The sequence below is a fragment of the Nocardiopsis yanglingensis genome (assembly GCF_045809185.1).
Lineage (GTDB): Bacteria > Pseudomonadota > Gammaproteobacteria > Xanthomonadales > Xanthomonadaceae > Stenotrophomonas > Stenotrophomonas yanglingensis.
Map to the genome: position 1 here is coordinate 2,148 of NZ_JBJNRH010000009.1, position 25,314 is coordinate 27,461.

Annotated in this window: 18 protein-coding genes; 6 read left to right on the plus strand and 12 right to left on the minus strand. The window is 66.5% G+C overall.

Annotated elements, in window-relative coordinates:
* Nucleotides 1-116: 116 nt before the first annotated feature.
* Nucleotides 117-827 carry a glutathione S-transferase gene (locus tag ACJ7C5_RS13050; protein WP_097049906.1) on the minus strand — a complete coding sequence of 237 codons (711 nt, stop codon included), beginning with the start codon at nt 825-827 and terminating at the stop codon, nt 117-119.
* 169 nt (nt 828-996) lie between these two features.
* Between ACJ7C5_RS13050 and ACJ7C5_RS13055 the strand changes: the two genes are divergently transcribed.
* Nucleotides 997-1,821, plus strand: coding sequence for a DUF3014 domain-containing protein (locus ACJ7C5_RS13055; RefSeq protein ID WP_412704143.1), 825 nt, complete (start codon nt 997-999; stop codon nt 1,819-1,821).
* 67 nt (nt 1,822-1,888) lie between these two features.
* Complete coding sequence (locus ACJ7C5_RS13060) at nt 1,889-3,241, plus strand: aspartyl protease family protein (protein WP_412704144.1); 1,353 nt, start codon at nt 1,889-1,891, stop codon at nt 3,239-3,241.
* Between the two features lie 6 nt (nt 3,242-3,247).
* On the opposite strand, the gene ACJ7C5_RS13065 is transcribed toward ACJ7C5_RS13060, so the two are convergent.
* The 4 genes from ACJ7C5_RS13065 to ACJ7C5_RS13080 form a co-directional block, all read right to left on the minus strand.
* The gene (locus ACJ7C5_RS13065; RefSeq protein WP_412704145.1) at nt 3,248-4,195 is read right to left on the minus strand and encodes a cytochrome-c peroxidase; all 948 of its coding nucleotides are present in this window, start codon (nt 4,193-4,195) and stop codon (nt 3,248-3,250) included.
* Between the two features lie 216 nt (nt 4,196-4,411).
* Nucleotides 4,412-7,171 carry a TonB-dependent receptor gene (locus ACJ7C5_RS13070; protein WP_412704146.1) on the minus strand — a complete coding sequence of 920 codons (2,760 nt, stop codon included), beginning with the start codon at nt 7,169-7,171 and terminating at the stop codon, nt 4,412-4,414.
* A gap of 63 nt (nt 7,172-7,234) precedes the next feature.
* A complete protein-coding gene (locus ACJ7C5_RS13075) occupies nt 7,235-8,203 on the minus strand; it encodes a FecR domain-containing protein (RefSeq protein ID WP_412704147.1) in 969 nt (322 codons plus the stop codon).
* Entirely contained in the window at nt 8,193-8,687 is a 495-nt protein-coding gene (locus tag ACJ7C5_RS13080; RefSeq protein WP_088026897.1) for a sigma-70 family RNA polymerase sigma factor, read from the minus strand. The genes ACJ7C5_RS13075 and ACJ7C5_RS13080 overlap by 11 nt, the downstream gene beginning before the upstream one ends.
* 259 nt (nt 8,688-8,946) lie before the next feature.
* On the opposite strand from ACJ7C5_RS13080, the gene clpB reads away from it, so the two are divergent.
* Entirely contained in the window at nt 8,947-11,526 is a 2,580-nt protein-coding gene (clpB, locus tag ACJ7C5_RS13085) for an ATP-dependent chaperone ClpB (RefSeq protein ID WP_485873430.1), read from the plus strand.
* Between the two features lie 97 nt (nt 11,527-11,623).
* Complete coding sequence (locus ACJ7C5_RS13090) at nt 11,624-12,169, plus strand: hypothetical protein (protein WP_232460569.1); 546 nt, start codon at nt 11,624-11,626, stop codon at nt 12,167-12,169.
* A 41-nt stretch (nt 12,170-12,210) separates the two neighbouring features.
* Here ACJ7C5_RS13090 and ACJ7C5_RS13095 read toward each other — a convergent pair whose 3' ends face one another.
* The 3 genes from ACJ7C5_RS13095 to ACJ7C5_RS13105 all read right to left on the minus strand — a co-directional run bounded on the left by ACJ7C5_RS13095 (nt 12,211) and on the right by ACJ7C5_RS13105 (nt 15,181).
* The gene (locus tag ACJ7C5_RS13095) at nt 12,211-13,011 is read right to left on the minus strand and encodes a MipA/OmpV family protein (protein WP_412704149.1); all 801 of its coding nucleotides are present in this window, start codon (nt 13,009-13,011) and stop codon (nt 12,211-12,213) included.
* A gap of 140 nt (nt 13,012-13,151) precedes the next feature.
* Nucleotides 13,152-14,447 (minus strand): ATP-binding protein, encoded by a 1,296-nt coding sequence (locus ACJ7C5_RS13100; protein ID WP_412704150.1) that lies wholly within the window; start codon nt 14,445-14,447, stop codon nt 13,152-13,154.
* Nucleotides 14,444-15,181 (minus strand): winged helix-turn-helix domain-containing protein, encoded by a 738-nt coding sequence (locus tag ACJ7C5_RS13105; RefSeq protein WP_093999645.1) that lies wholly within the window; start codon nt 15,179-15,181, stop codon nt 14,444-14,446. The genes ACJ7C5_RS13100 and ACJ7C5_RS13105 overlap by 4 nt, the downstream gene beginning before the upstream one ends.
* Nucleotides 15,182-15,363: 182 nt before the next feature.
* On the opposite strand from ACJ7C5_RS13105, the gene ACJ7C5_RS13110 reads away from it, so the two are divergent.
* Nucleotides 15,364-16,650 carry an O-acetylhomoserine aminocarboxypropyltransferase/cysteine synthase family protein gene (locus ACJ7C5_RS13110; protein ID WP_093999646.1) on the plus strand — a complete coding sequence of 429 codons (1,287 nt, stop codon included), beginning with the start codon at nt 15,364-15,366 and terminating at the stop codon, nt 16,648-16,650.
* 422 nt (nt 16,651-17,072) lie between these two features.
* Here ACJ7C5_RS13110 and ybaL read toward each other — a convergent pair whose 3' ends face one another.
* From ybaL to ACJ7C5_RS13125, 3 genes are all read right to left on the minus strand, one after another.
* Nucleotides 17,073-18,770 (minus strand): YbaL family putative K(+) efflux transporter, encoded by a 1,698-nt coding sequence (ybaL, locus tag ACJ7C5_RS13115; protein ID WP_412704151.1) that lies wholly within the window; start codon nt 18,768-18,770, stop codon nt 17,073-17,075.
* A gap of 146 nt (nt 18,771-18,916) precedes the next feature.
* Nucleotides 18,917-19,495, minus strand: coding sequence for a hypothetical protein (locus ACJ7C5_RS13120; RefSeq protein ID WP_412704152.1), 579 nt, complete (start codon nt 19,493-19,495; stop codon nt 18,917-18,919).
* Nucleotides 19,496-19,704: 209 nt separating this feature from the next.
* Nucleotides 19,705-22,092, minus strand: coding sequence for a TonB-dependent receptor plug domain-containing protein (locus ACJ7C5_RS13125; RefSeq protein ID WP_412704153.1), 2,388 nt, complete (start codon nt 22,090-22,092; stop codon nt 19,705-19,707).
* A gap of 336 nt (nt 22,093-22,428) precedes the next feature.
* On the opposite strand from ACJ7C5_RS13125, the gene ACJ7C5_RS13130 reads away from it, so the two are divergent.
* The gene (locus ACJ7C5_RS13130) at nt 22,429-24,294 is read left to right on the plus strand and encodes an ABC-F family ATP-binding cassette domain-containing protein (protein WP_043400521.1); all 1,866 of its coding nucleotides are present in this window, start codon (nt 22,429-22,431) and stop codon (nt 24,292-24,294) included.
* A 46-nt stretch (nt 24,295-24,340) separates the two neighbouring features.
* Here ACJ7C5_RS13130 and ampR read toward each other — a convergent pair whose 3' ends face one another.
* A complete protein-coding gene (ampR, locus tag ACJ7C5_RS13135; RefSeq protein WP_412704154.1) occupies nt 24,341-25,261 on the minus strand; it encodes a LysR family transcriptional regulator AmpR in 921 nt (306 codons plus the stop codon).
* Nucleotides 25,262-25,314: the final 53 nt, after the last annotated feature.

Below are 25,314 nucleotides of genomic sequence, written 5' to 3' on the forward strand. Positions count from 1 at the left end.
TCGCGGGGGGTCCCCCGGGGGGGCCTACACCCCCCCCCCCCCGGGTGGGGCCGCCCGCGCCCCCCCACTACCGTGGGCTTCGGCCGGATGGTGCAGCTGCCGGCCAGCGGCCGGCACTACCGCTCCCCATCCAGCTCAGGGTAGTGGCGGAAGATGCCATTGATGTTGAACGCCAGGCGCCGCTCCGAGGCCAGATAGGTGGCGATGTTGGGCCGCTTGGCTACCCGCTCCTGCAGCGCACGCAGCAGGGGCAGGGTCGGTGCCAGTGCCTGCATGCGCCGCGGGAACATGTAGTCCAGCCCGCTCAGCAGCTGGAACAGCGAAAGGTCCACATACGAATGCTCGCGCAGTGCATGGCGGCCACCGTTGGCGGCCAGCACCTGCTCGAAGTAGCCGAGGAACTTCGGCAGCCTCTCGCTGCGCAGTGAAGCGGCGCGTGCCTTGGCTTCGGTCTTCTGCTCTTCGTAGTACTTCGATGCAGCGATCGGATGGTGGGTGTCATGCACCTCGGCCACCAGGTCGGCGATGGTCAGCTGCAACTGCAGTGCCTGCGTCCGCCGCGAGGCCGCTTGTGGCACCAGGTCCAAGGTCGGGCCGAGAAAATCCAGGATGGCCGCAACCTGCGCGATGACCTGGCGGCCCGCCTTCAGGAACGGCGGCGCGAAGGGCTGCGCACCTTCACTGCCGCCATCGAGAAACGGCTGCATCACTGCATCGCCGTGCACCCGCGCCATGTCGATGTAGTCGGCGCCGGCATCTTCCAGCGCCAGCCGCACGAATTCACCACGGCCCTGGATGCCGGTCCAGTAATACAGCGCGTACTGCATGGTAGTGCCTCCACAGGACAAGGCCTACAGCCTCGCGCGCGGCATGCAAAGCAGGCGTGAGCGCGGCCTGGTGCAGGCCCGAACCCGAACGGTAGCGGAACAGGCGGGGAACCCGTTGGAACTGGTGGGGTCACACCTTCTCCATGCGTGTGAAACGAGGTGCTGCATCATGCAGAGTGGAAAGGCGGTATGGCCCTGGGTGTTGGGTGTAGTGGTGATCGGTGGCGCGGGCGGTTGGTTGTTCCGCGATCAGCTGAAGAGCTTGGCAGACGGTGTTTCGGTGCCGGTGCATTCAACCCCTGCCAGTACCAGCGCACCGTCACAACCGCAGGCGGCCGCAGAACCCGCGCCAGCGCCGCCTCCGATCAAGCATCCGCTGGATACCGAGGCCGCGGCAGATCCGGCGCTGCCGAAGCTGGCTGACAGCGATGCCGCTGCCTGGGGGGCATTGAGCCAGCTGTTCCAGGGCGAAGGGCCGCTGACCCTGCTGCTGCGTGACCATCTGATCCAGCGCCTGGTCACCCAGGTCGACAACCTGGACAAGCCCAGCGTGCCGCCGACCGCACTGGCCGCGCGGCCGTTGCCGGGCAATTTGCAGGTCGAGCCCGGTGAGGGCGGCGAACGCATCGCCGCCAGCAACGCGGCGCGCTATGCGCCCTACGTGCAGGCATTTACCGCGCTCGACCCGGCGGCAACGGCCACGGCCTACAAGCACTTCTATCCGCTGATCCAACAGGCCTACGTCGACCTGGGCCGGCCGGAGGGCTATTTCAACGACCGCCTGGTGGCGGTGATCGATCACCTGCTGGAGACTCCGGAACCGGCGCGGCCGGTGGCGGTGGTACGTGATGAACGGGGCCGCTACCGCTTTGTCGATCCCGATCTGCAGTCGCGTTCAGTGGGGCAGAAGGCACTGCTGCGCATGGATGCCACGCAGGAGCGTGCGGTGAAACAGCAACTGCGCGCGATCCGAAGTTCACTCACACGTGGCTGAAGGCTGCAGCGGCAGATGTCATTGCCACCGTGATACGGTCGGCGTCGGGTAGACAGGAGTAACCTCGATGCATCGAATGTGGTTGGGAGTGAGTGCGTTGGTTGCCACGGCAGTGGCTTCGGCTGCCGCCGTGGAGACGCCGGACGGCGAACTGAGCGATCCCTATCGCTACACCCGCAGCGTGCGCCTCGCGGAACTGGGAAGGCTGCAGGCGCTGGGCAAGGCCCAGGGGGCAAAGGGACTGCTTGGCCAGGCGGGCTTCTACCGGGTGCGTGGGGAGCTGGAACGCTCCAGCAAAGCCGCCCAGCAATGCCTGCAGGCCGTGGCCAGTGAACCGGCCGACAGCGTGAAGGGAGTTGAGTACCTGTGCTCGGCCACCCTGGCCGGAAATCTGCTGCTGCAGGGCGATATCGCCGGATGGGCAACGCAGATGCTGCAGGTCCGCACGCTGCTGGAGCGCGATATCCGGCCGTTGCTGAAACGTCAGATGGGCGACATCCATCTCGCCGGCATCAGTGAGCCGCATTTCGAGCGTTTCACCGCCTGGCCGCGCAATGCGCTGGCAGTGCCGGCGCCTGCCCGCGATGTCAGCGTTCCACTGCAGATGAACAACGAACTGCCGACGCTCGCCTTGAAGGTCCGTACCGCCACCGGCGAACGCGAGGTGCGCATGCATCTGGACAGCGGCGCGGCGCATTCGCGCATCGGGCGCACACTGGCGGCCGAACTCGGGCTGGAGCTGACCGAAGGTTTCATGGTGGCCGATGGCAAGCCCGGGCAGTTGTATGCGCTGGCGGCGCCGGCCGATCTCGAAATCGGCGGTCTGGCAGTGCGCGGCGTTTCCTTCGCGGTGCTGGGCCAGGACGATCTGCCCCGCATCGGCCTGGACGTGCTGCGCGCGTTGGGCCGGGTGCGGGTCAACAAGGATGCGCTGGTGATCCAGGCCACGGCCACCCCAGTGCCGTGCACGCGGCGGATGGCCACGCTGTCCTCGCTATGGGCGGATGCGTACGACGTCCGCTATCCGATCCGCGCCGGCAAGCAGAACGTCCTGGTCAAGGTGGATACCGGCTTCAATGGCGCCTTCCAGGCCCGTGGAACGCTGCCGGCAGCGCCGCCCGCGTCTGCGATCCGGCGCAAGAACGTGATCACCACTGCGGGCAGCGAAGACATCCAGTACGTAGAGGCGACCACGCCGGTGATGATCGGCGAGGAAGTGCTGAACCTGCCGGTGGACATCGGCCTGACACCGGGGCCTGACCCCCTGTTCAACCCGGACTGGCGGGTGGGTTTCGCCGCGACCCAGCGCTACAGCCTGTACATGGACGTTGCCGGCACCTATGGCTGCCCGGTTGCCATTGCTGCCGCGCCGCCGCTGCTGCCACCGAAACCGGCTGCAGCGCCGCCTGCCGGCGGCTGATCGCAGCTACAGCGTCTGCAGGAACGCCTCGATGTCCTGCAGGTCCTGGCGGCTGAGCCCGCGCGGCCGCAGCAGTGGATCAGGCGCAGGAAAGGGCGCCGCATCGGCCGGAGGCGAGGCCGGTGCACGCGGGCGCGCGCCGCCGACGTTGTAGAACACCAGTACGCCGGACAGCGTCGGGATCATGCCGTTGTGCATGTACGGTGCAGTGGCGGCAACGCCGCGTAGCGAGGGCGTCCGGAACCGGCCGCTGTCGGCGGGATCGCCGGTGAACTCATAACGCCCCAGATCCTGCCGCGCGCGCCCATGAAAATGCAGGCCCAGGTTGTGGAAGCCGTTGTCGGTGAGCGCCGCCCCGCTGTGGCAGTTCATGCAACCGGCCTGCGTGCGGAACAGGTGCAGGCCACGCAGCTGGGCATCGTCCAGCGCACGCGCATTGCCGCGCAGAAAGCGATCAAAGCGGCTGCTGCGCGGTGACAGGCTGCGCTCGAAGGCGGCGATGGCCTGGCCAAGCTGCGCGGCATCGATGCGCGGTTGCGCGAACACCGCGGCGAAGTCAGCGCGATAGGACGCATCGCGGCGCAGGCGACGCACGGCGCCCTGCGTGGTGAAGCCCATTTCGACGGGATCGGCGATGGGATGCAGTGCCTGCTGTTCCAGCGTGGTGGCACGGCCATCCCAGAACAGCGGTGCCACGTACGCGCTGGTAGCAATGCTGGGCGCATTGCGGCGACCGGGCTGGCGATCATGACCGAAGGACACGCGGCGACCATCGGCCCAGCCCAGGTCCGGGTCGTGGCAGCTGGCGCAGGCCAGTTGCCGAGACTTCGAAAGAACCGGATCGAAGAACAGCCGCCGGCCCAGTGCCACCTTGATCGGCGTTGATGGATTTTCCGCCGGATCGACTGCAGATGGCAGCGGGGCCAGTTCCTGCCAGACGACGCCGGTATCCACGTTGGGTGCGGGCCAGTCTGTGCTGGGCCCGTTGTACAGGACGCGCAGGCAGGCACCATCTGGCCGTGCAGGTAGCACGTCAGGGCAGGGCGTACTGCGCGCGGGCGCTGGCCCGCCTGTACCGCCCAGCAGCAGGACGGCGACGGGCAGCAGCAGTCGTAGGGAATGGAGGCGCTTCATCTGCAGTGGCCCGATACAGCTGTGCGGGCTCCAGGATCAGAAGGAGTAGCCCATTTCCAGCCAGAAACTGCGGCCGGGCTCGTAGTACATGGTGGTAGCCGCGGTGCCACTGGCGGTGGTCAGGTTGCTGCGGTTCAGCACGTTCTGCACTTCGATGCGTGCGTAAGCCTCCTGGTCGCGCGGAAATGAAAGGCGATATTCCAGGTTGGCATCCCAGGTCCAGGTGCCGGCATACTTTCGGCTGGTGAGGTTGGGGGCGGTGATGCCATCGATGGTCTGCGACGCTCCGGTGGAAAAACCTTCGAAGCCGGCGCGGTAGCGGAAGAAGTTGTTCCAGCTCAGGCCCAGCGCGGGAATCTCGGTGCGGGTGCTCAGGCGTGCACTCCACGGGCGCAGGAACTGGGTGGCCGGCAGCTCGTAGCGATACATCAGCTTGCCATCCAGGCGTACCAGCTCGAACATGTCGTCGCTGTCTTCGTAGCTGTTGTAGTTGCGCTTGACGTCGGTGTAGTCAGTCGAAAGCTGGAAGCTGCTGCGTGTGCCCAGCACGTCCCAGGGCCGCTGCGAAGCGATCGACAGGGTCCAGATCTCCGCATCGCTGCGGCCTTCGTTGGTGTATTCGAAGGTGTTGAGATTGTAGAGGGTGCGATCGGGGCCATCGACCTTGCGGCGCAGGATGTCCTTGCGCGTGGCACGGTTGACATACTTCAGGTTGAAGACCAGCCCTGCGACCCGCTGGTCCACGCCCAGGGTCCACTCATCGGTATAGGGTGAATCAACGTCACGCAGGCGGTTGGTCGCCACATTGGTGGTACGGGTGGCTTCCGCCCAAGGGGTGGATGCCTTGGTACGCACCAGCGTCTCGCGCAGGCGTTCACGGCCATCGCGCAGCAGGTAGCTGTAGAAGCTGCGGCCGTAGTAGCGGTTCACGCCGGCATTGATGACCGTGCGCTGGTCGCCCAGTACATCCCAGGAAATGGCCACTCGCGGGGACAGGTTGGTCTGGCTCCAGACGTTGTTGCGGTCCAGGCGCAGGCCCGGGCGGATGTTCCAGTGGCCCACCCGGATGTCGTCCTGCAGCCACGCCTCGTATTCCTCGCCGCTGACCTCGAACGTGCCGGCGTGGTAAAGCTGCTGCTGCTTGAAGTACTGTCCGGCGCCACCGGCACGCAGCGGCGAGAGCGAACACGAGAACGTATCGATGGTGCCGTCGGAAAGCCTGCAGCTGCTGGTCACGCCTGTAGACAGGTACACCGCATGATCGTTCAGGCGCTCATAGCTGCCGTCACGGTGCTGCACGCCCAGGCCGAACTGCAGGGAGTGCTCGCTGCGCCCGATCGTGAACATGTCCCGGTCCACCACCGCCCGGTAGCCGATGCGGCGGTCATTCTGGTCGACATTGCCGAAGCTGCCCTCGGAGCTGATGCCGGTCGGGCTCCAGTTGAATTCCTCGGAACTGGCCCAGTTGCGCATGTAGTCCAGGTCGCTGCGGCGTGAGGATTCCACGTTGCTGTAGTTGACCGTATTGCGCAGGGTCCAGGCGCCGTGGGTCCAGTTCGCACGCAGGGTGGCAGTGGGCCCGCCGGATTTGATGTCGAACCAGGAATCACGGCCGTTCATGATGTAGTAGCGGTCATCCGTGGGCGCATAGGAAAAGCTGGCCCCCAACTGCAGGCCATCGTCGTTCTGCCAGTCCAGGGCGACGCTGGCGCTGGTGTTCTCGCGCGTCTGGGTCTTCTGGTTGACGTCGTCGCCAGCAGAGTCGCGGCCGGCGGAGTAGGCGCGCAGCGGAATGTCCGAGTGGGTACGCGTGACCGTGCCGATGATGCCCAGGCCGAACGATGTGCGGCCCTCCAGGCGTGCGCCCACGCGGTACTTGTCGTACTGCGGCTGGTAGGCATAGGTGGCCGACTCCGCGTAGGTTTCAGCCTGCGCGTCGTTGGCGATGATCTGGTCCCAGGCCGAGCGCGCCATGCGCATCCACACCTTGCCATGCAGGCCATCGTTGGCCTTGCGGCTGCGTGCATCGACCACGCCGCCGGTGAAGCCGCCGTACGCCGCTGGCACGTTGGCGTCATAGACCGTCAGCGATTCCAGCAGGTCCACATCCACGGCGATACCCTGTGCGGAACTGGGCACGTCCACTGCGTTGTTGGGGTTGCCGGTACCGGAGACGTTGAACGCCGGGTCGATGTCGTTGTTGATGGTCGCGCCATCGAGCAGGAACAGGTTCTGGTAGTAGGGCGCGCCGTTGATGCTGAAATCGTCCGGCCGGATCTCGCCCATATTGCGGCTGCTGCTGTTGGAATCGCTGAACTGCACGGCCGGGTTGCTGCGCAGGGCCGTGGCGATATCACCGTTGCCCTTTACCTGGGCATCCAGCGCATCGGCGTCCATCGTCACGCCCTGTCCGTAGGGCATGGCCTGCGGCAAGGCAACCCGGCCATCGGTGCCGCCCACGCGCAGCGGCTGGGTCTGGCGGGTGATGGTGGCGCGGCGCAGGGTGTAGCTGCCGTCTTCGCGGCGAACCGCGTGCAGGCCGCTGCCCTGCAGCAGTGCGCCAAAGCCGGCATCCACATCGAGTCCTTCCGCCACCGGCGCTGCCTGGCGGCCGCGGGTCAGCGCCGGATCGAAGGACAGGGCGACACCGTGTTCGGCGGCGAAGCTGCTCAGTGCGCTGCCCAGCGACGGGGTTGTGGCAGGTGCTGCTGGCGCCACTGGTGTGGTCTGGGCGAACACCGGGGTGGCAACGAGGGCGGCGGCCAGCATGCTGGCGCGCAGGCGGGTGGAATTCATGGGCATGGGAAAGGGGCGGAATGAGGGGTTCACTCCTTCTGCCCCCCGAGCCGGGAAAAAGTGTCACCCTCGTGTGTCGGCCGGCCGCAGCTGGGTCCACAGGCCCCGCTGGACCTGCACGGCGTAGGTTGCCGCGAGCATCGACAGGCTGCGGTCCAGGTCATCCAGCGGGTAGGCACCGGACACGGGCAGTGCGGCGATCGCCGGATCCACACGCAGCCAGTGGCGGTGATAGCGCCCCAGTTCCTGCACCAACTGCTGCAGTGGCAAGGCGTCGGCCACCAGCATGCCGTGGGTCCAAGCATCTGCGCCGGCGTTGGCGGCCTGCGGCTGTGGCAGGGACTGCCGGTTCCAGCGCAGTTGCATCCCTGCATCAACCCGGCGATACAGCGCGCCTGTATCGATGCGAACTGCGCCCTCCTGCACCACCAGAAGTGCGTCCTCGGCGAACAGGCGCACGCTGAAGCGGGTACCGAGGGCTTGCAGGATGCCCTGTGGCGTCGCGACCCGGAACGGCCGGGTCGGCCGTTGCGGATCGGGCGAGGTCGCCACCTGCACCTGCCCGTGCCGCAGCCGCAGCAGGCGCTGCTGGTCATCAAAGGCGATGTCCACGGCGGTATCGGTATCCAGCTGCAGCACGCTGCCATCGTCCAGCACCCGCTGTGATCGTTCGCCCACGGCGGTACGGACGCTGGCATCCCACGCCGCGTCATCCCACAACCTCCATGCCAGCCAACCGCCGAGTGGTGCCACCAGCAGTGCGGCAACGCTGCGCAGCACGGCGCGCCGGCCCGGCGAGGGCGCGCGTTGCAGTGCGCTGTGGGCCAATGGCGGTGGCACCTGCCCGCTCAGCGCCAGCAGACGCTCCGCGCGCTGCCACGCACGTGCATGGTCGGGATCGGCATCGTGCCAGCGCTGCCACCGCGCGCGCTGCGCCGCGCTGCCGTCTTCGTGCAGGCGCATCAGCCAGTCGGCGGCCTGCTCCAGCACACGTGGCGGTAGGGCCGGTGCGGTGGCGGTCTCAGCCGGCATGCGCAAGGCAGCCCAGCAGTGCCCGTTTCATGTGCCGCTTCACCGTGGACAGCGACAACCCCAGCTGTTCGCCGATGGCCTCATAGCGAAGCCCATCGAACTGCGCCAGCAGGAACACCCGGCGCGCCATTGCCGGCAATCCGTCCAGCATCGCATCGATCTGCTGCAAAGCCTCACGCACGAGTGCCTGTTCTTCCAGCGAGGGCAGCACCGGTTCTGGAAACTGGGCCAGGTATTCCAGGTAGGCGCGTTCCAGCGCCTGGCGACGGAACCAGTTGGCGGCCAGCCCGCGCGCTACCGTGGTCAGGAAGGCACGGGGCTCACGCAGGGCAGCGAGATCGCGCCCCAGCAGCAGCCGCGCGAAGGTGTCCTGGGTGAGATCGTCAGCCACATCGCGATTGCCCACGCGCCCGCTCAGCCAGCCGTGCAGCCAGACGCGATGATCGCGGTACAGCATGCCCAGTTGTTCGTGGTGGAGGCCCATGAAAGGGGGAGCGTGGTCTTGATCGAAATGAGAATGATTCGCAAGTATCGCATCCGCGATGCCCGGATTCCAGTGCTTGGCGCGCAGTGGCTTGCGCTGGATCAACGCGCCGACCACACCCGTTCCGGCATGCTGGCCGCAGGCTGACTGGCCTCGGGGTGCAGTCGCAGCCACCCTTGAAACGGGGTGGGGCAACCGCATCTTTCCAGCATCGCCGGCACGGGCCGGCCCAGATGACCGATGAGGTTTCGCAATGCGGATGGACAAGCTCACCTCGCGTTTCCAGCAGGCGCTGGCAGACGCACAGTCGCTGGCCGTGGGCCGCGACAACAGCATCATCGAACCGGTTCACCTGTTCAGCGCGTTGCTGGACCAGCAGGGTGGCAGTACGCGCCCGCTGCTGGCCCAGGCCGGGGTGAACGTGCCGGTACTGCGCGAGCGCCTGACCGAGGCGCTGGATGCACTGCCCAAGGTGTCCGGGCAGGCCGGCAACGTTTCGATGGGCAATGACCTGGGGCGCCTGCTCAACCAGACCGACAAGCTGGCGCAGCAGCACGGCGATGCCTTCATTGCCAGCGAGTGGTTCGTGCTGGCCGCGCTGGAAGACAGCGGCACGCTGGGCATGGCGCTGCGCGCCACCGGTGCCGACAAGACCCGCCTGCAGGCCGCCATCGACAAGCTGCGCGGCGGCGAGAACGTGCAGTCGGAAAATGCTGAAGAACAGCGGCAGGCGCTGGAGAAGTACACCATCGACCTGACCGCGCGTGCCGAGAGCGGCAAGCTGGACCCGGTGATCGGCCGTGACGAGGAAATCCGTCGCACCATCCAGGTGCTGCAGCGCCGGACCAAGAACAATCCGGTGCTGATCGGCGAGCCCGGCGTGGGCAAGACCGCGATCGTCGAAGGCCTGGCCCAGCGCATCATCAACGACGAAGTGCCCGAAGGCCTGCGCGGCAAGCGCGTGCTGTCGCTGGACATGGGCGCGCTGATTGCCGGTGCCAAGTTCCGTGGCGAATTCGAGGAACGCCTGAAGGGCGTGCTCAACGACCTCGCCAAGAGCGAAGGGCAGATCATCCTGTTCATCGATGAGCTGCACACCATGGTCGGCGCCGGCAAGGCCGACGGCGCGATGGATGCCGGCAACATGCTCAAGCCGGCGTTGGCACGTGGCGAGCTGCACTGCGTGGGTGCCACCACGCTGGATGAATACCGCAAGTACATCGAAAAGGACGCCGCGCTGGAGCGCCGCTTCCAGAAGGTGTTCGTGGGTGAGCCGTCGGTGGAAGACACCATCGCCATCCTGCGTGGGCTGAAGGAAAAGTACGCGGTGCATCACGGCGTGGAGATCACCGATCCGGCCATCGTCGCCGCTGCGACGCTGTCCAACCGCTACATCACCGATCGCCAGCTGCCGGACAAGGCCATCGATCTGATGGACGAGGCGGCCTCGCGCCTGCGCATGGAGATCGACTCCAAGCCGGAGGAACTGGATCGCCTGGAACGCCGGGTGATCCAGCTGAAGATCCAACGCGAGATGCTGAAGAAGGAAAAGGACGAGGCCTCGCGGCAGCGCCTGGCCGATCTGGAAAACGACATCGATGCGCTGGAGCGCGAGTTCTCCGACCTCAATGAAATCTGGAAGTCGGAGAAGGCCGCGCTGCAGGGTGCAACCAAGATCAAGGAACAGGTCGAGCAGGCCAAGCTGGAGCTGGAATCGGCGCAGCGCCGCCAGGATTTCGCCAAGATGAGCGAGATCCAGTACGGCCTGCTGCCGCAGCTGGAAAAGCAGCTGGCCGCTGCGCAGGAGGCCGAACACAAGGACTTCAAGCTGGTGCAGGACCGGGTGACCGACGAGGAGATCGCCGAGGTCGTCTCGCGCTGGACCGGCATCCCGGTCAACAAGATGCTCGAAGGCGAGCGCGACAAGCTGCTGCGGATGGAAGAGGTGCTGCACAACCGCGTGGTCGGCCAGGAGGAAGCGATCAAGGTCGTCTCCGACGCCGTGCGCCGCTCGCGCGCGGGGCTGTCCGATCCGAATCGTCCGGCCGGTTCGTTCCTGTTCCTCGGCCCGACCGGTGTCGGCAAGACCGAGCTGTGCAAGTCGCTGGCCGAGTTCCTGTTCGACAGCGCCGACGCAATGATCCGCATCGACATGAGCGAGTTCATGGAGAAGCACAGCGTCGCCCGCCTGATCGGTGCCCCTCCGGGCTACGTTGGTTACGAAGAGGGGGGCTACCTGACCGAGGCCGTGCGTCGCCGTCCGTACTCGTTGATCCTGCTGGACGAAGTGGAGAAGGCGCACCCGGATGTGTTCAACATCCTGCTGCAGGTGCTGGACGATGGCCGCCTGACCGATGGCCAGGGCCGCACCGTGGACTTCCGCAACACCGTCATCGTGATGACCTCGAATCTGGGCTCGCACCAGATCCAGGACATGAGTGCTGACGACAGCCCGGAGGCCTACACGCAGATGAAGGCGGCGGTGATGGGCGTGGTGCAGGCGCACTTCCGTCCGGAGTTCATCAACCGCCTGGACGACATCGTGGTGTTCCACCCGCTGGACAAGCAGCAGATCAAGCAGATCGCGCGCATCCAGATGCGTGGCCTGGAGAAGCGCCTGGCCGAGCGCGGCTTGAAGCTGATGGTGTCCGACGCAGCGTTCGACCTGCTTGGCAACGTCGGGTTCGATCCGGTGTATGGTGCGCGCCCGTTGAAGCGCGCGATCCAGGCGCAGCTGGAGAACCCGTTGGCGCAGAAGATCCTGTCCGGCGCCTTCGTCAACGGCGACACCATCGAAGTCGGCAACGACGGCGGCCACCTGGTGTTCGCCAAGGCTTGACCCCGCAAGCGCCCCCCTCTTCGAGTGGGGGCGCCATCGCGAGCCTTCCCGGTGCAGAATCGCCTTGTTGAACTTTTGCCCGGACAAGGAGAACTGCATGGACGTCACACGCCTGGCTTCACTCTGCATCGCACTGGCACTCGCCACGTCGGCTACCCATGCCGCCGCTGCGGAGCAGGTGCAGTTGCCGCCGATGAAGGGCTACCACCAGGCCCACCAGAACACCGATGCGCAGGGCAACCGCATCACCGAGTACGTGCCCAATGGGCAGACCGTGCAGGACTGGACCGACATGGTCACCGTCAACGACGCGCCGAACAGTAGCCACGCAAGCCCGCGCGAGTTCCTCGGCATCATCGAAGCCGGTTGGCGCATTGCCTGCCCCGACGCACAGAGTCACTGGATCCGCGAGGGCGAGGAAGGTGGTCGCCCATTCGCATTGCTGATGCTCAGCTGCCCCAGGAATCCGGGCACCGGCAAGCCCGAGTTCACCTGGATCAAGGGCATCCAGGGCACAGGGGGTTTCCACACCGTGCAGAAATCGTTCCGCTCTGAACCGGAGAAGGACGACGTCGTGCAGTGGATTGGTTGGCTGCGCGAGGTCGAGCTGTGCGGCAGCGGTCAGGCACCGGCCTGCCGCTGACCGCAGGGATGAAAGGGCGCCGAGGGGCGCCCTTTTTTGAATCAGAAGCGGTGCGTGTAGCCACTCATCAGCCCGAACTGGTTGGGCTTCTGCACGATCGGGCTGTCGGCGGCGTCGCCAAGCAGTCGCGTGCCCTCGGCCGAGATGTACCAGTTGCCGTTGCGGCCCACGCGGTGGCTCCATTTCAGGCCAAGACCGGCACTGACCAGGCCGGCCTTCGGCGTGTGCCGGGCAAAGCCGGTGCGCGCCGCCTGTTCCGGGCTGACGCCGTACCAGGTCTGCATGTAGCCACGGTTGCCGTAGTCGGTGGACACGCTGCCGCTGACCACACCGCCGGCCAGGTCGAACAGCGGCATGCTCAGGTTCAGGTGGATCTGCTGGGTGGCCAGGCCGTTCTCGGCCTTGTCCTCGTCCTTGCGGGTGAACTGCCAGGCGCCGCTCAGCACGGCTTCGCCCAGCGTATAACCAGCCGAGACACCGACCAGGGGACGGGTATCGATATCACCCATGCCGCGCAGGAAGTCGGAACCACCGAGCAGGGAGTCCTTGTCCTTGCGGATGCCGCTGGCGCCGACATAGGCACGCACGCGGGTGTGCTCGCCGAGGGTGGTGCCCCAGCCGATGCCACTGGTGCCCAGAAACCATCCTCCCGGCGAAGTGACATCGAAGGACAGCGATGGCGTCGCACGGTACTCCTCGCTGCCGCTGTAGCGCGGGGTCACGCCACCACCGGCGGCGACTTCGAAGGTCCAGTGGTCATCCTTGGCATGGGCGATCGGTGCGGCGAACAGGGGCAGCAGGGCCAGGCAGAGCAGGGCAGGGGTACGGTGACGCTGGGACATGGGCACTCTCGACAATGGGAGGAAAGCAGCACGCGCATCCGGCGTGTGCTGCAGGGTTGCCAGCGTGGCGATATGCCGGCGACCGATCCGTCCGCAGTTGTGCGGGAGTTGTAATCAACTGTAATCCTGCCCGTGGGCGTTCAGCTGGCAGCCAGCGGCCAGTGCATTTCCAGGCGCGCGCCGCCCAGCGTGGCGCGGCTGATGCGCAGCTCGCCGCCGTGGCGGGCTGCAATGCGGTTGACAATGGCCAGGCCCAGGCCGAAGCCGCCGGTATCGCGGCTGCGGCTGTCATCCAGACGGGTGAACGGACGCATCACCTTCTCGTGGTCGGCTTCGGCGATGCCGGGGCCGTCGTCATCCACGCGCAGACAGGCACGGCCACCGACACCCACCAGCGAGACTTCCACCTGCGAACGCGCATGGCGCAGCGCATTGCCCACCAGGTTGCTCAGCGCCAGCTGCAGCAGGCGCGGCTCGGCGTCCACCCGTGGCAACGCACTGGGTTGCACGCGCAGGACCACGCCGGAACGTTCGGCGTCACGGCGCACATCGGCCACGCAGTCCTGCAGCCAGTCATTGGCTTCGATGCGCTGCAGAGGCTCGGCTTCGCTGGGATGCTCCAGACGTTCATAGGCCAGCAGTTCGCTGACCAGCCGGTTGAGTTCGGCCAGGTCGCCGTGCAGCCCCTGTGCCAGCCGTGTACGGCGTTCGCGATCGTCGCTGTCCTGCATCAGGTCCAGGCCGAAGGCCACGCGTGCGATGGGGGTGCGCAGTTCGTGCGAGATCGCATTGGTCAGGTCGCGCTGGCGCTGCACCAGTTCTGCCACACGTGCGGCCATGCGGTTGGAATGGTCGACGATGACCCGGATCTGCGAGCGTGGCGAGACCTGTGCGCGCGCCTGCAGATCACCGGCACCGATGCGGTCGGCATGCACGCGCAGGGCGTCCAGATCGCGCCAGAGCAGTCGCACCCAGGCGTACAGGCACAGCCCGAACAGGGCCAGCATTACCGAATACGCGATCAGGGTGAGATACAGGGTCATCGACGGCTCGCCTGGCAGGTGCAGGCGCAGCCAGGGACCGTCGGGATGCAGTGGATCAAGCGGCGCCAGTACGATCTCGAACTTCTGCCGGGAGATGAGCCCGTTGCGCTGCAGCTGTTCCTGTTCGCCCGCCGCGAGGGCCGGCGCTGACGGCAGCAGAGCCAGGGCGATGCCATAGTGGGGTTGCCATTGCGCCAGCTGATCCTGCTGGGCGGCCGGGTCCTTTCCGTCCAGTCCCTGCCGTAATGCATACAGCTGGCCGCGCACCTGCTCTGCGAACACACGCTGCTGGAACGGCAGGTAGATGCGATCGAAGATCACGTTGATCAGCAGCAGGGTGATCAGGAAGCTTGCGCCGACCACCAGCCACAGGCGCAGGAACAGCCGCTTCATGCCGACCAGGACGAGGGATTGAACTGGTAGCCGCGGCCCCACACGGTCTTGATCCGCCGCGGTTCGCGCGCGTCATCGCCCAGCTTGCGGCGCAGCTTGCCGATGCTGACATCGACGCTTCGGTCCAGCCCGTCGAAGCCGATGCCGCGCACCGCCTGCAGGATCTGGTCGCGCGAGAGGATCTGCCCCGGCTGGCTGGCCAGCAGCCACAGAATCTCGAATTCGGTGGTGCCCATGTCCACCGGCTGGCCATGCAGATGCACCTCGCGCTGCATGCGGTCGATCAGCAGCTCGCCGTGCATCAGGCGGCAGGGCGTGCCGGTGTTGCTGCTGCCATGGCGGCGGCGCAGCAGGGCGCGCAGGCGGGCCAGCAGCAGGCGCGGCTCGATCGGCTTGTGCACATAGTCGTCGGCGCCCGATTCCAGGCCCAGCACCTGCTCGATGTCGTCCTCGCAGGCGGTCAGCATCAGGATCGGCACATCGGAGAAACTGCGGATCTGCCGGCATACATCGATGCCACCGAGGCCCGGCAGCATCAGGTCCAGCACCACCAGTTCCGGCGCATGCTGGCGGCACGCGGCGCCGGCCAGGTCGCCACGCGCGACGTGCTGCACGGCGAAGCCATGTTCGTGGAGGTAATCGCTGACCAGCTCGGCCAGGCGACGATCGTCTTCCACCAGCAGGACCTGGGTCGGTGTGCCGCTGGCGGTGGGTGTCCAGGGAGATGGCTGCATACGCGTTGGGCTTCCATGCCCGGGCAGGAGCGCCCGGCGGCGAAGCCTAGCAACCGTCCATGACGGCTGCCTGAATCGCGGCCAACCTGATAACCGGCGGTACGGACGTCATCGCCAGCGGCTTTCAGCGGACGGCCCCGGCTGGCCTATGGTGGCGGTTTCCCCGGATGGAGCCTGGTGCAATGAGCGACCCGCAGTGGCAACTGGAAACCCTGGCCGTGCACGGCGGCTACCGTCCCGACCCGACCACCCGCGCGGTGGCGGTGCCGATTTACCAGACGGTGGCGTATGCCTTCGATGACACCCAGCACGGCGCCGACCTGTTCGATCTGAAGGTACCAGGCAACATCTACACCCGCATCATGAACCCCACCACCGACGTGCTGGAGCAGCGCCTGGCCGCGCTGGAAGGTGGCATCGGCGCGCTGGCACTGGCCTCGGGGCAGGCGGCGATCACCTATGCCATCCAGACCATCGCCGAGGCCGGTGACAACATCGTTGCCTCCAGTGCGCTGTATGGCGGCAGCCTCAACCTGCTGGCGCACACGCTGCCGCAGTACGGCATCCAGGCGCGCTTCGCCGACCCGGCCGATCCGTCCGCCTTCGCCGCGCTGATCGACGAACGCACCAAGGCGGTGTTCGTCGAATCGATCGGCAACCCGCGTGGCAACGTCACCGACATCGCGGCCATCGCCGAGGTCGCGCATGCCGCCGGCGTGCCGCTGATCGTGGACAACACGGTGGCCACGCCGTTCCTGCTGCGCCCGTTCGAGCACGGCGCCGACATCGTGGTGCATTCGCTGACCAAGTACCTCGGGGGCCACGGCAATAGTCTCGGCGGTGCGATCATCGACTCGGGCCGCTTCGACTGGGCCGCGCAGCCCCAACGCTTCGCCCGCCTCAACCAGCCTGACCCGAGCTACCACGGCGTGGTCTATACCGAAGCGCTGGGGCCGGCGGCCTACATCGGCCGCGCGCGGGTGGTCCCGTTGCGCAATACCGGCGCGGCGCTGTCGCCGTTCAACGCGTTCCTGATCCTGCAGGGCATCGAAACCCTGGCGCTGCGCATGGAACGCATCAACGCCAACGCGTTGGCCGTTGCACAGTTCCTGAAGGCGCACGACAAGGTGGCCTGGGTGCGCTACGCCGGGTTGGCCGACGACCCCGAGCACGCCGCCGCGCAGCGCTATCTGGGCGGGCACGGTTCTGGCGTGCTGACCTTCGGCCTGCCGGGTGGCCGTGAAGCCGGCGCACGCTTCCTCGATGCACTGAAGCTGTTCACCCGCCTGGTCAACCTGGGCGACGCGAAGTCGCTGGCCACCCATCCTGCCTCGACCACTCATCGCCAGCTGGATGCAGCGGAGCTGGCCAAGGCCGGCGTCAGCGAAGACACCGTGCGGCTGTCGATCGGCATCGAGCACATCGGCGACCTGCGCACCGACCTGGAGCAGGCCCTGGCCGGCGCCTGATAGCCGCACGCTTGGTCGTCATCGCCACAGGCGATCACCACCCGCGCCGCGATGCGCTACGGTGGAACTGCCTCTCCAAGGCGTGGCAACGTGGCGATCCAGATCCCCGGTCGATGCGGGTCGACCGGGGATTTTTTTGTTTCCGGGTCAGATCCGTTTTCCTGCGGAAAACGGATCTGACCCCGTGCACCGCCGTGTCGACCAAGGTCGACACCTACCAACAGCCACAGGAAATTGTCGAAGGCGGGGTGGGTCCGGTTGCAGGGGCGTGAGCGCCATGGATGGCGCGACCGAGCCTCCATGGACGGATTCACGGCGTCCCCTGCAACCGGACCCACCCCGCCATCCCACGGAATACCCGCTTTTGCCGTTGACGTTTATTCAGCAGGTGCAGGGCTGCAAGCCCTGCCCACCCACACCCCTCACACCACCGGAATACTGTGCTGTCCCAGCCCGCGATACGGCGGCGTGGACATCACCATCTCCGCAAGCGAGTACGCCAGCTCACGCTCGGCCATCACCGTGCCATCCGCACCGTGTTCCAGCAGATGCTTCACTTCCGCATCGCTGTGCGCGCGCGCCAGCAGGGTCAGCTCCGGGTTGATCGCCCGCAGCTTGGCCAGTGCCTCACCGGCCTCCAGCGGCTGCGGAATGGCCAGCACCGCAATCTTCGCGCGCTCCGGATGGGCCTCGGCCAGCACCCGGTCGGCAGCAGCACTGCCGCGGATCGCGGCCAGGCCCTTGGCATGTGCCTGTTCGACATGTTCCTTGTTGTCATCGATCACCAGCACCGGCACGCCGCGATCGCGCAGCACCTGCGCCAGCTCGCTGCCGACCCGGCCGTAGCCGATCACGATCGCGTGCCCGTTCAGATCACGCGATGGGCCGATCGCCTCTTCCGGCTCGGCCGGCTGCGGCTGCTGTTCCTGCTTGGCCTGCCAACGGTCCAGCAGCCCGAACACCAGCGGGTTGAGCATGATCGACACCAGCGCACCGGCCAGTACCAGCGACTGGCCTTCCTTCGGCAGGATCTGCAGGGCCACGCCGAGGCCGGCGATGATGAAGGCGAACTCGCCGATCTGCGCCAGGCTGGCAGAGATGGTCAGCGCAGTGCTGGTCGGGTGGCCGAATGCACGCACGATGAAGAAGGCGGCGGCCGACTTGCCGAACATGATGATCAGCACGGTGGCCAGCACCTGCCACGGGTGTTGGATGAGGATGTTCGGATCGAACAGCATGCCGACCGAGACGAAGAACAGCACCGCGAACGCATCGCGCAGTGGCAGCGAATCGGTTGCGGCCTTGTGGCTCAGCTCCGATTCGTTGAGCAGCATGCCGGCGAAGAACGCGCCCAGCGCGAACGAGACGCCGAACAACATGGCCGAGCCGAACGCCACGCCCAGCGCGATCGCCAGCACTGACAGGGTGAACAGCTCGCGCGAGCCGGTACCGGCGATGCGTTCGAGGATCCACGGAATGACCCGGCGGCCGACCACCAGCATCACCGCCACGAACAGGCCAAGCTGCACGAAGGTCCAGCCGATGTCGGCCAGCACGCTGCCCAGCGAGTGCGATTCCTTGGCCGCGTCGGGGCCGAAGACACCGGCCATCACCGGCATCATCACCAGCGCCAGCACACAGGCCAGGTCTTCCACGATCAGCCAGCCGACCGCGATCTTGCCGCGCATCGTCTCCAGCAGGCGGCGCTCCTCCATCGCCCGCAGCAGCACCACGGTACTGGCGGTGGCCAGCGAGAAACCGAAGATGACGCCATGGATGGCCGGCCAGCCCATCAGCGACGCCACGCCCCAGCCGAGCAGGGTAGCGACCGCGATCTGGCCGATGGCACCGGGGATGGCGATGGCCTTGACCGCCATCAGGTCCTTCAGCGAGAAGTGCAGGCCGACACCGAACATCAGCAGCATCACGCCCAGCTCGGCCAGCTGGTTGGCCAGCGCCTGGTCGGCAACGAAGCCGGGGGTGAACGGGCCTACGCAGATGCCAGCAACCAGGTAACCGACCAGGGGAGACAAGCGGAGCTTGTTGGCCAGCGCGCCGAAGATGAAGGCGAGCCCGAGGCCAACGGCAACGATGTTGATCAGGTCGGTGTCATGGTGCATCGGCTCTCGCAGAAAAACGGGGGGATGCCCTGATTTTCACCTAATGCGCCAGATGCAGCAAACTTTGAGGGGCGATTCCTTCTCCCACAGCAAAAATGGCCTTTTCCCATCGTGTGCCCAGCGGGCTGGACGGGGGAGGGGAGGGCTCAGGGCTCAGGCACGAGGAACGCCTGCGCGTGATGGGTGAGGTACTTACCATCCTCGCCGTTGAACCGGCTGGCCGCGTCTGGCCAGGCTATGAAACCTGCTGCTGGGCGCTCAGAAATTTTCTGTCCCGTCCCGCGATCAACCCAATGGACTTTCTTTCCACCGTTCCTGAGCAATTGGAAAGCGGTTTTCACAAATTGGTCCGTGGCCGGATCGGCCTTGGGATCATATGAGGCCGAGAATCGCCCGTGGCGCAGACATGAAGGGTCGTAGCCGGCAACCTGTGATGGGATGTACTGAATGAGGCCAGGGCCGACTGTCGCACCAAAGTAGGATTTCCCGTTCAGTTCGGGGAAAACGAATTTCCTGCGGTACTCGGATTCATCCAGGATCGATCGATTCCAAATGGCGTGCTGTGGGCTGGAGCCGTCGCAGTCTGAGAGCGATTCTTTTAGCTGTGGGGTCGTCGACTGCCAATCCCCGATGTCGATAAACGTCACATCAGGGAGAAGTGCAGACAGCTTCCGAGAGAAGTGTTCCTCATCCGACTTGGTGAAGAAGGTGAGCAGCGTAGGCATTTTTATGGGCATGTAGGCGGAATATTCCCTCCACCCCTCGGGATGGTGGGATCGCTCAAGTGAAGGCCAGTCTTCAATATACAAACCGTGAGCACTGTGCGGCCTTTGGCGCGGTGTCCTTCGAAAGCAAAACGCCCGCCAGTGCAAGTCTGGCGGGCGTAGAGGCAGTCAGCGCGACACCGGGCAGGGCCCGGCACGCCCGATACCGCTTACCAGGTGTACTTGACCCGGCCGTACACGTACGCGCCGTTGAAGCCGAACGGCGAGTAGTTGCTGTACGGCAGCATGCCGAAGGTCGAGTTCTGCAGGTCTTCGGTGCGGTCCGGGTACTTGTCCAGCAGGTTGTCGGCGCCCACGGTCAGGGTCCAGTTGCTGCTCGGCTTGTAGCTGGCCGAGGCATCCACCACCCAGGCGTCGCCGTAGGTCTGGTCGCGCAGCGCGGTGGCCGAGTTGCGCACCGTGAATTTGCCGTAGCGGGTCGCGGCCAGGCCGAGTTCCCAGTGGTCCGAACGCCAGGTGCCGCTCAGGATCGCCTTGTCGCGCGGGTAGCTGTCCTCGATGCGGCCGATCTCATCACGGCCGATCAGCGACTGGTTCAGGCCCAGCGTGCCGAACACCGCCGGGGTGCCGCCGACGCGGCGCACTTCGGTGTCGTTGTAGCTGTACGCGGCGGTCAGTTCCAGACTGCTGGCGCTGAAGGGCACGGTGTAACTGGACACGAAGTCGACGCCACGGGTACGCGTATCCAGCCCGTTGGTGAAGTACGAGAACGCGGTCACCTGCGGCAGGCCCAGGCTGCTCAGCAGCGCGCTGCTGGCGGCGTTGGTGGTGATGCTGGACGACAGCGCGATGCGGTTGTCGATGTCGATCTGATAGGCATCGACGGTGATGTACAGGCGGTCGACCGGCTGCAGCACCAGGCCCAGGCTGTAGGAGGTGGAGGTCTCGGCTTTCAGCGGCGAGGCGCCCAGTGCCTGCGCGGCCTGGCTGGTGGTCGGGAAGGTGCCGCGCTCGACGAACACGCCGTTGGTGAACTGGCTGGTGACCGCCTGGTAGCCCTGCTGCGCCAGCGACGGCGCACGGAAGCCGCTGGATGCAGTGGCACGCAGCGCGACCTTGTCGGTGAACGCGTAGCGCGCCGACAGCTTGCCGGAGAAGCGGTCGCCGAAGTCCGAGTAGTCCTCGTAGCGGCCGGTGATGCCGGCCGAGAACTTCTCGGTCAGGTCCGCTTCCAGGCCTGCATAGACCGCGTAGTTGTGGCGGTCGGCATGCACTTCATTGGTCGGGGTGAAGCCACCGAAGCCCTGCGCGCCGCTGCCGGTATACGAATTCAGTTCGCCCGGCTTCTGGTCCCACTTCTCCTTGCGGTACTCACCGCCGAAGGACAGCGTGACCGGGTAGGCCAGGCCCCAGTCCAGCGACTTGGTCAGGTCGGCATTGAAGATGTCCTGCTGGTACTTCAGCGTACCGTCGTAGAACGAGCGCGGGCTGGTTGCACCCAGGCTGTAGTTGATGCTGTTGCGGGTGTGGAAGTCGAGGGTGTTCTCGCCGTGGTTCAGGCTCAGGTCCCAGGTCCAGCCATTGTCGGTGTTGCCCTTGACGCCGGCTACCAGCGAGCGGTCCTTGGAATACTGGTTGATCTCCGGCACGAAACCATCCGGATAGGTCTGCGCCAGCAGCGCGGTCTGATTCAGATGGTTGCGCGAGCGATAGAACGCGAACGAGGTGATGTCGCGGTTGCTGAGCAGCGCGCTGGCGTAGCCGGTCACGTGGTCGCTGAAATCGAAGCTGGCGTTGACCGAGGCCGCAGTGGCATCCACGCGCGGGTCGCCGACGATGAAGGTCTTCTGGCCGATGCTCGGGTAGTTGCCGGTGTTCGGCGTGGTGCCGCGGTACGGGCCGGCGCGGTTGCTCTCGTCCTGCTGGCTGATCTGGCCGGCCACGTGCACGCGGCCACGGCCGTCGCCGAACTCGACGCCGGTATCGCCGGAGAGCTGGTACTTGTTGCCGTCACCGGCCGAGTACTGGCCGTAGTCCACGGCCAGGCTGCCGCCACTGCCGCTGCCCTTGAGCACGATGTTGATGACGCCGGCGATGGCGTCCGAGCCGTACTGCGCCGACGCGCCGTCGCGCAGCACTTCCACGCGCTCGATGGCAGCGATCGGGATCGCGTTGATGTCCACCGCCGACGAGCCACGGCCGATGCTGCCGTTGACATTGATCATCGCCGAGGTATGGCGGCGCTTGCCGTTGACCAGCACCAGCACCTGGTCCGGCGACAGGCCACGCAGCTGCGCCGGGCGCACGCCGCTGGTGCCGTCGGTCAGGGCCGGGCGCGGGAAGTTCAGCGAGGGCAGCGCGCGCGACAGCGCGGTGGCCAGCTCACTGGTACCGGTGGACTGCAGGGCTTCGGGGGTGATGATGTCGATCGGCGACTGCGACTCGGCGACCGTGCGGTCGGCCACGCGGGTGCCGGTGACGATCACCGTGTCCAGGGTGTTGGCGGCGGTGCCGGCCTGCTGGGCAGCGGCAACGAACGGAGAGCCACCGAGTGCGACAGCGACGGCGGCGGCGATCAGGCTGGTCTTGCGGGTCATCGGGACGGAGCTCCGGTTGGCGGGGGTGGCACCGGAATCGACATCACGGGGGTGAGGCGGACGGCGGTTGTTGCGGTGCGCAAAGCAGGAATTAACGGGATATTCAGCGCCTGTCAAATGCCGGTCATCGGAAAAAACGTTGCAGCAGCAACCATTTAGCCCGAATCGGCACTGGCGGGGGAGGGAGCCCGGGACGCGCGCGGCAAGGACGTGGGAGAGAGGAACGCCGGCCGCCGCGCATCCCGGGACGCGTCAAGTATTCGTTAACGCTAGAATTGCGTCGCAGGAACAGTGCTCACCAGCACATTCCATTCGGTTATATGGACGCCTTCCCCCATGATTTCGCTTCGTAATTTCGCCTTGCGCCGCGGCGAGCGGCTGCTGTTGTCCAATGTCGACCTGACCCTGCACGCCGGTTACCGGGTGGGTGTGGTCGGCCGCAACGGTGCTGGCAAGTCCAGCCTGTTCGCGGCGGTGAAGGGCGAGCTGGAGGCGGACAAGGGCGATGTCGATCTGCCCGGCAAGGTGCGCATCGCCAGCGTGGCCCAGGAAACCCCGTCGCTGCCCGACCCGGCGCTGAGCTTCGTGCTGGGCGGCGACATCGAGGTGGCCGCCGTGCTGGCCGCCGAGGCCGAGGCGACCGCCCGCGAAGACTGGGAAGCGGTGGCCGAAGCGCATACGAAGATGGCCGAGCTCAATGCCTACGACGCCGAAGCGCGCGCCGGCAAGCTGCTGCATGGCCTGGGCTTCCCGGCCGAAACCCACCATCGCGCGGTGTCTTCGTTCTCCGGCGGCTGGCGCGTGCGCCTGAACCTGGCACGCGCGCTGATGATGCCCAGCGATCTGCTGCTGCTGGACGAACCGACCAACCACCTGGACCTGGACGCGGTGTACTGGCTGGAACAGTGGCTGCTGAAGTACCCCGGCACGCTGTTGCTGATCTCGCATGACCGCGAGTTCCTCGACAACGTGGCCACCCACACGCTGCACCTGCACGGTGGCGGCGCCAAGCTCTACCCGGGCGGCTACACCGATTTCGAACGCCAGCGCGCCGAACAGCTGCGCCAGCAGCAGATCGCGCACGAGAAGGAACAGGCCGAGCGCGCCCACCTGCAGAGCTTCATCGACCGCTTCAAGGCGCAGGCCAGCAAGGCCGCGCAGGCGCAAAGCCGCATGAAGCGCCTGGCCAAGCTGGCCGGCACCGAAGCGGTGCGTGCCGAGCGCGAGTTCCGCATCGAGTTCGCGCCGCCGGCCAAGCTGCCGTTCTCGCTGATCCGCCTGAACCACGTCGAAGCTGGCTATGGCAAGGACGCGGTGATCCTGCACAACGTTGGTTTCGGCCTGGAAGCGGGCCAGCGCATCGGCCTGCTCGGCCCGAACGGTGCCGGTAAGACCACGCTGGTGAAGACCCTGGTGGGCGAGCTGGCGCCGATCGTTGGCGAGCGCATGGCGCATCCGGACCTGAAGATCGGCTACTTCGCCCAGCACACGGTGGAGTCGCTGCACGAAGGCCAGTCGCCGATGGAGCACTTCCGCGAGATCGCCCCGGACGCACCGAACCAGTCGTTCCGCGATTTCCTCGGCAAGTGGAACTTCCCGGGCGACCGTGCATTCGAGCCGGTGGATGGTTTCTCCGGTGGCGAGCGCGCGCGCCTGGCGTTGGCGCTGATCGCCTGGCAGCAGCCGAACGTGCTGCTGCTGGACGAACCGACCAACCACCTTGACCTGGAAATGCGCGAAGCGCTGGCCGAAGCGCTGGCCACCTTCGAAGGCGCGATCGTGATGGTCTCGCATGACCGCCATCTGATCGGCCTGGTCTGCGATACCTACTGGCGCGTGGCCGATGGCGTGGTCGAGCCGTTCGACGGCGACCTCGACGCCTACGCGGCCTGGCTGCGCACCCGTCCGCAGGCGCAGGGCACCAAGGCGCGCATGGAACAGGTGGAAGAGCCGGTGGTGGTCAAGACCGCCCCGGTGGCGCAGGTGGTGCAGAAGAAGCCGGTGAATCCGCACAAGCTGGCCGCCGCTGAAGCCAAGGTGGCCGAACTGGAAGGTGCACTGGCCGAACTGGACCGCCAGCTGGCCGACCCGGCCAACTACGCCGATGCCACCCGCATGGCGGTGATCGGCCGTGACCGCGAAACCGCTGCCGCCCAGCTGGAAAAAGCCGAGGCAGCGTGGATGGAGCTGCTGGAGTCCTGACCGGTAGTGCCGGCCGCTGGCCGGCAGCGCGATGCGCCCACAACGATCAAGGGGTTGCCGGCCCGCGGCCGGCACTACCTACGCGCCCAGCGGCTGCAGCCCCAAGCGGGAGCCGTTGGCAGGACTCGCGGAAGCGTTTGGCAGGCTCACGCTCGGCCCGCGAGCGCAGCCGCGTCAGCCAGTAGCGCCCCAGCTCCAGCGTGGTGCTGAACGGCTGCAGCAAGCGGCCTTCGGCCAGCTCCTGCTCGAACATGCGCAGCGGCAGCAGCGCCACGCCGGCACCACCCACCGCGGCCATCGCCACCGTCAACGACGAATCAAACACCGGCCCGCGGGCTTCCACGCCACTCACTCCTGCCGCCTGCAGCCAGCGCGGCCATTCGTCGCTGCGGTAGGAGCGCAGCAGGGGCAGGGTGCCCAGGTCGCGTGGCTGTTTGAGCCGCCGCGCCAATGCTGGTGCGCACAGCGGTGCAAACGGCGCGTCGAGGATCGCTGTGCAGGCCTGGCCCTGCCAGTCGCCATCACCGAAGCGGATCGCCAGGTCCAGGCCTTCGCCGGCCAGGTCGATGCGGTTGTTGTGGGTCTGCAGGCGCAGCTCGATGTCCGGGTGCGCGGCCTCGAACGCGGCCAGCCGTGGCAGCAGCCAGCCGGTGGCGAAGGTCCCGACCACGCCCAACGTCAGTACTTCACGGGCCGGGCCACCGGTGTAGCGCGCGATGCTGGCCGAGATGCGCTCGAACGATTCGTTGAGCACCGGGTACAGCGCCGCGCCCTCATCGGTGAGTGCCACGCCGCGCGGCAGGCGGTGGAACAGGCGGATGCCGAGCCGGTCTTCCAGTCCACGGATCTGATGGCTCAGCGCGGCCTGGCTGACACACAGCTCCAGCGCGGCGCGGGTGAAGTTCTGGTGGCGGGCGGCGGCCTCGAAGGCGCGCAGCGCATTCAGGGGCAGGGTAGGGTGCAACATCGCGCAGTCGTGAGCTGGAGTGATGTCTAATCCTAACGCTCCAATCGTTGATT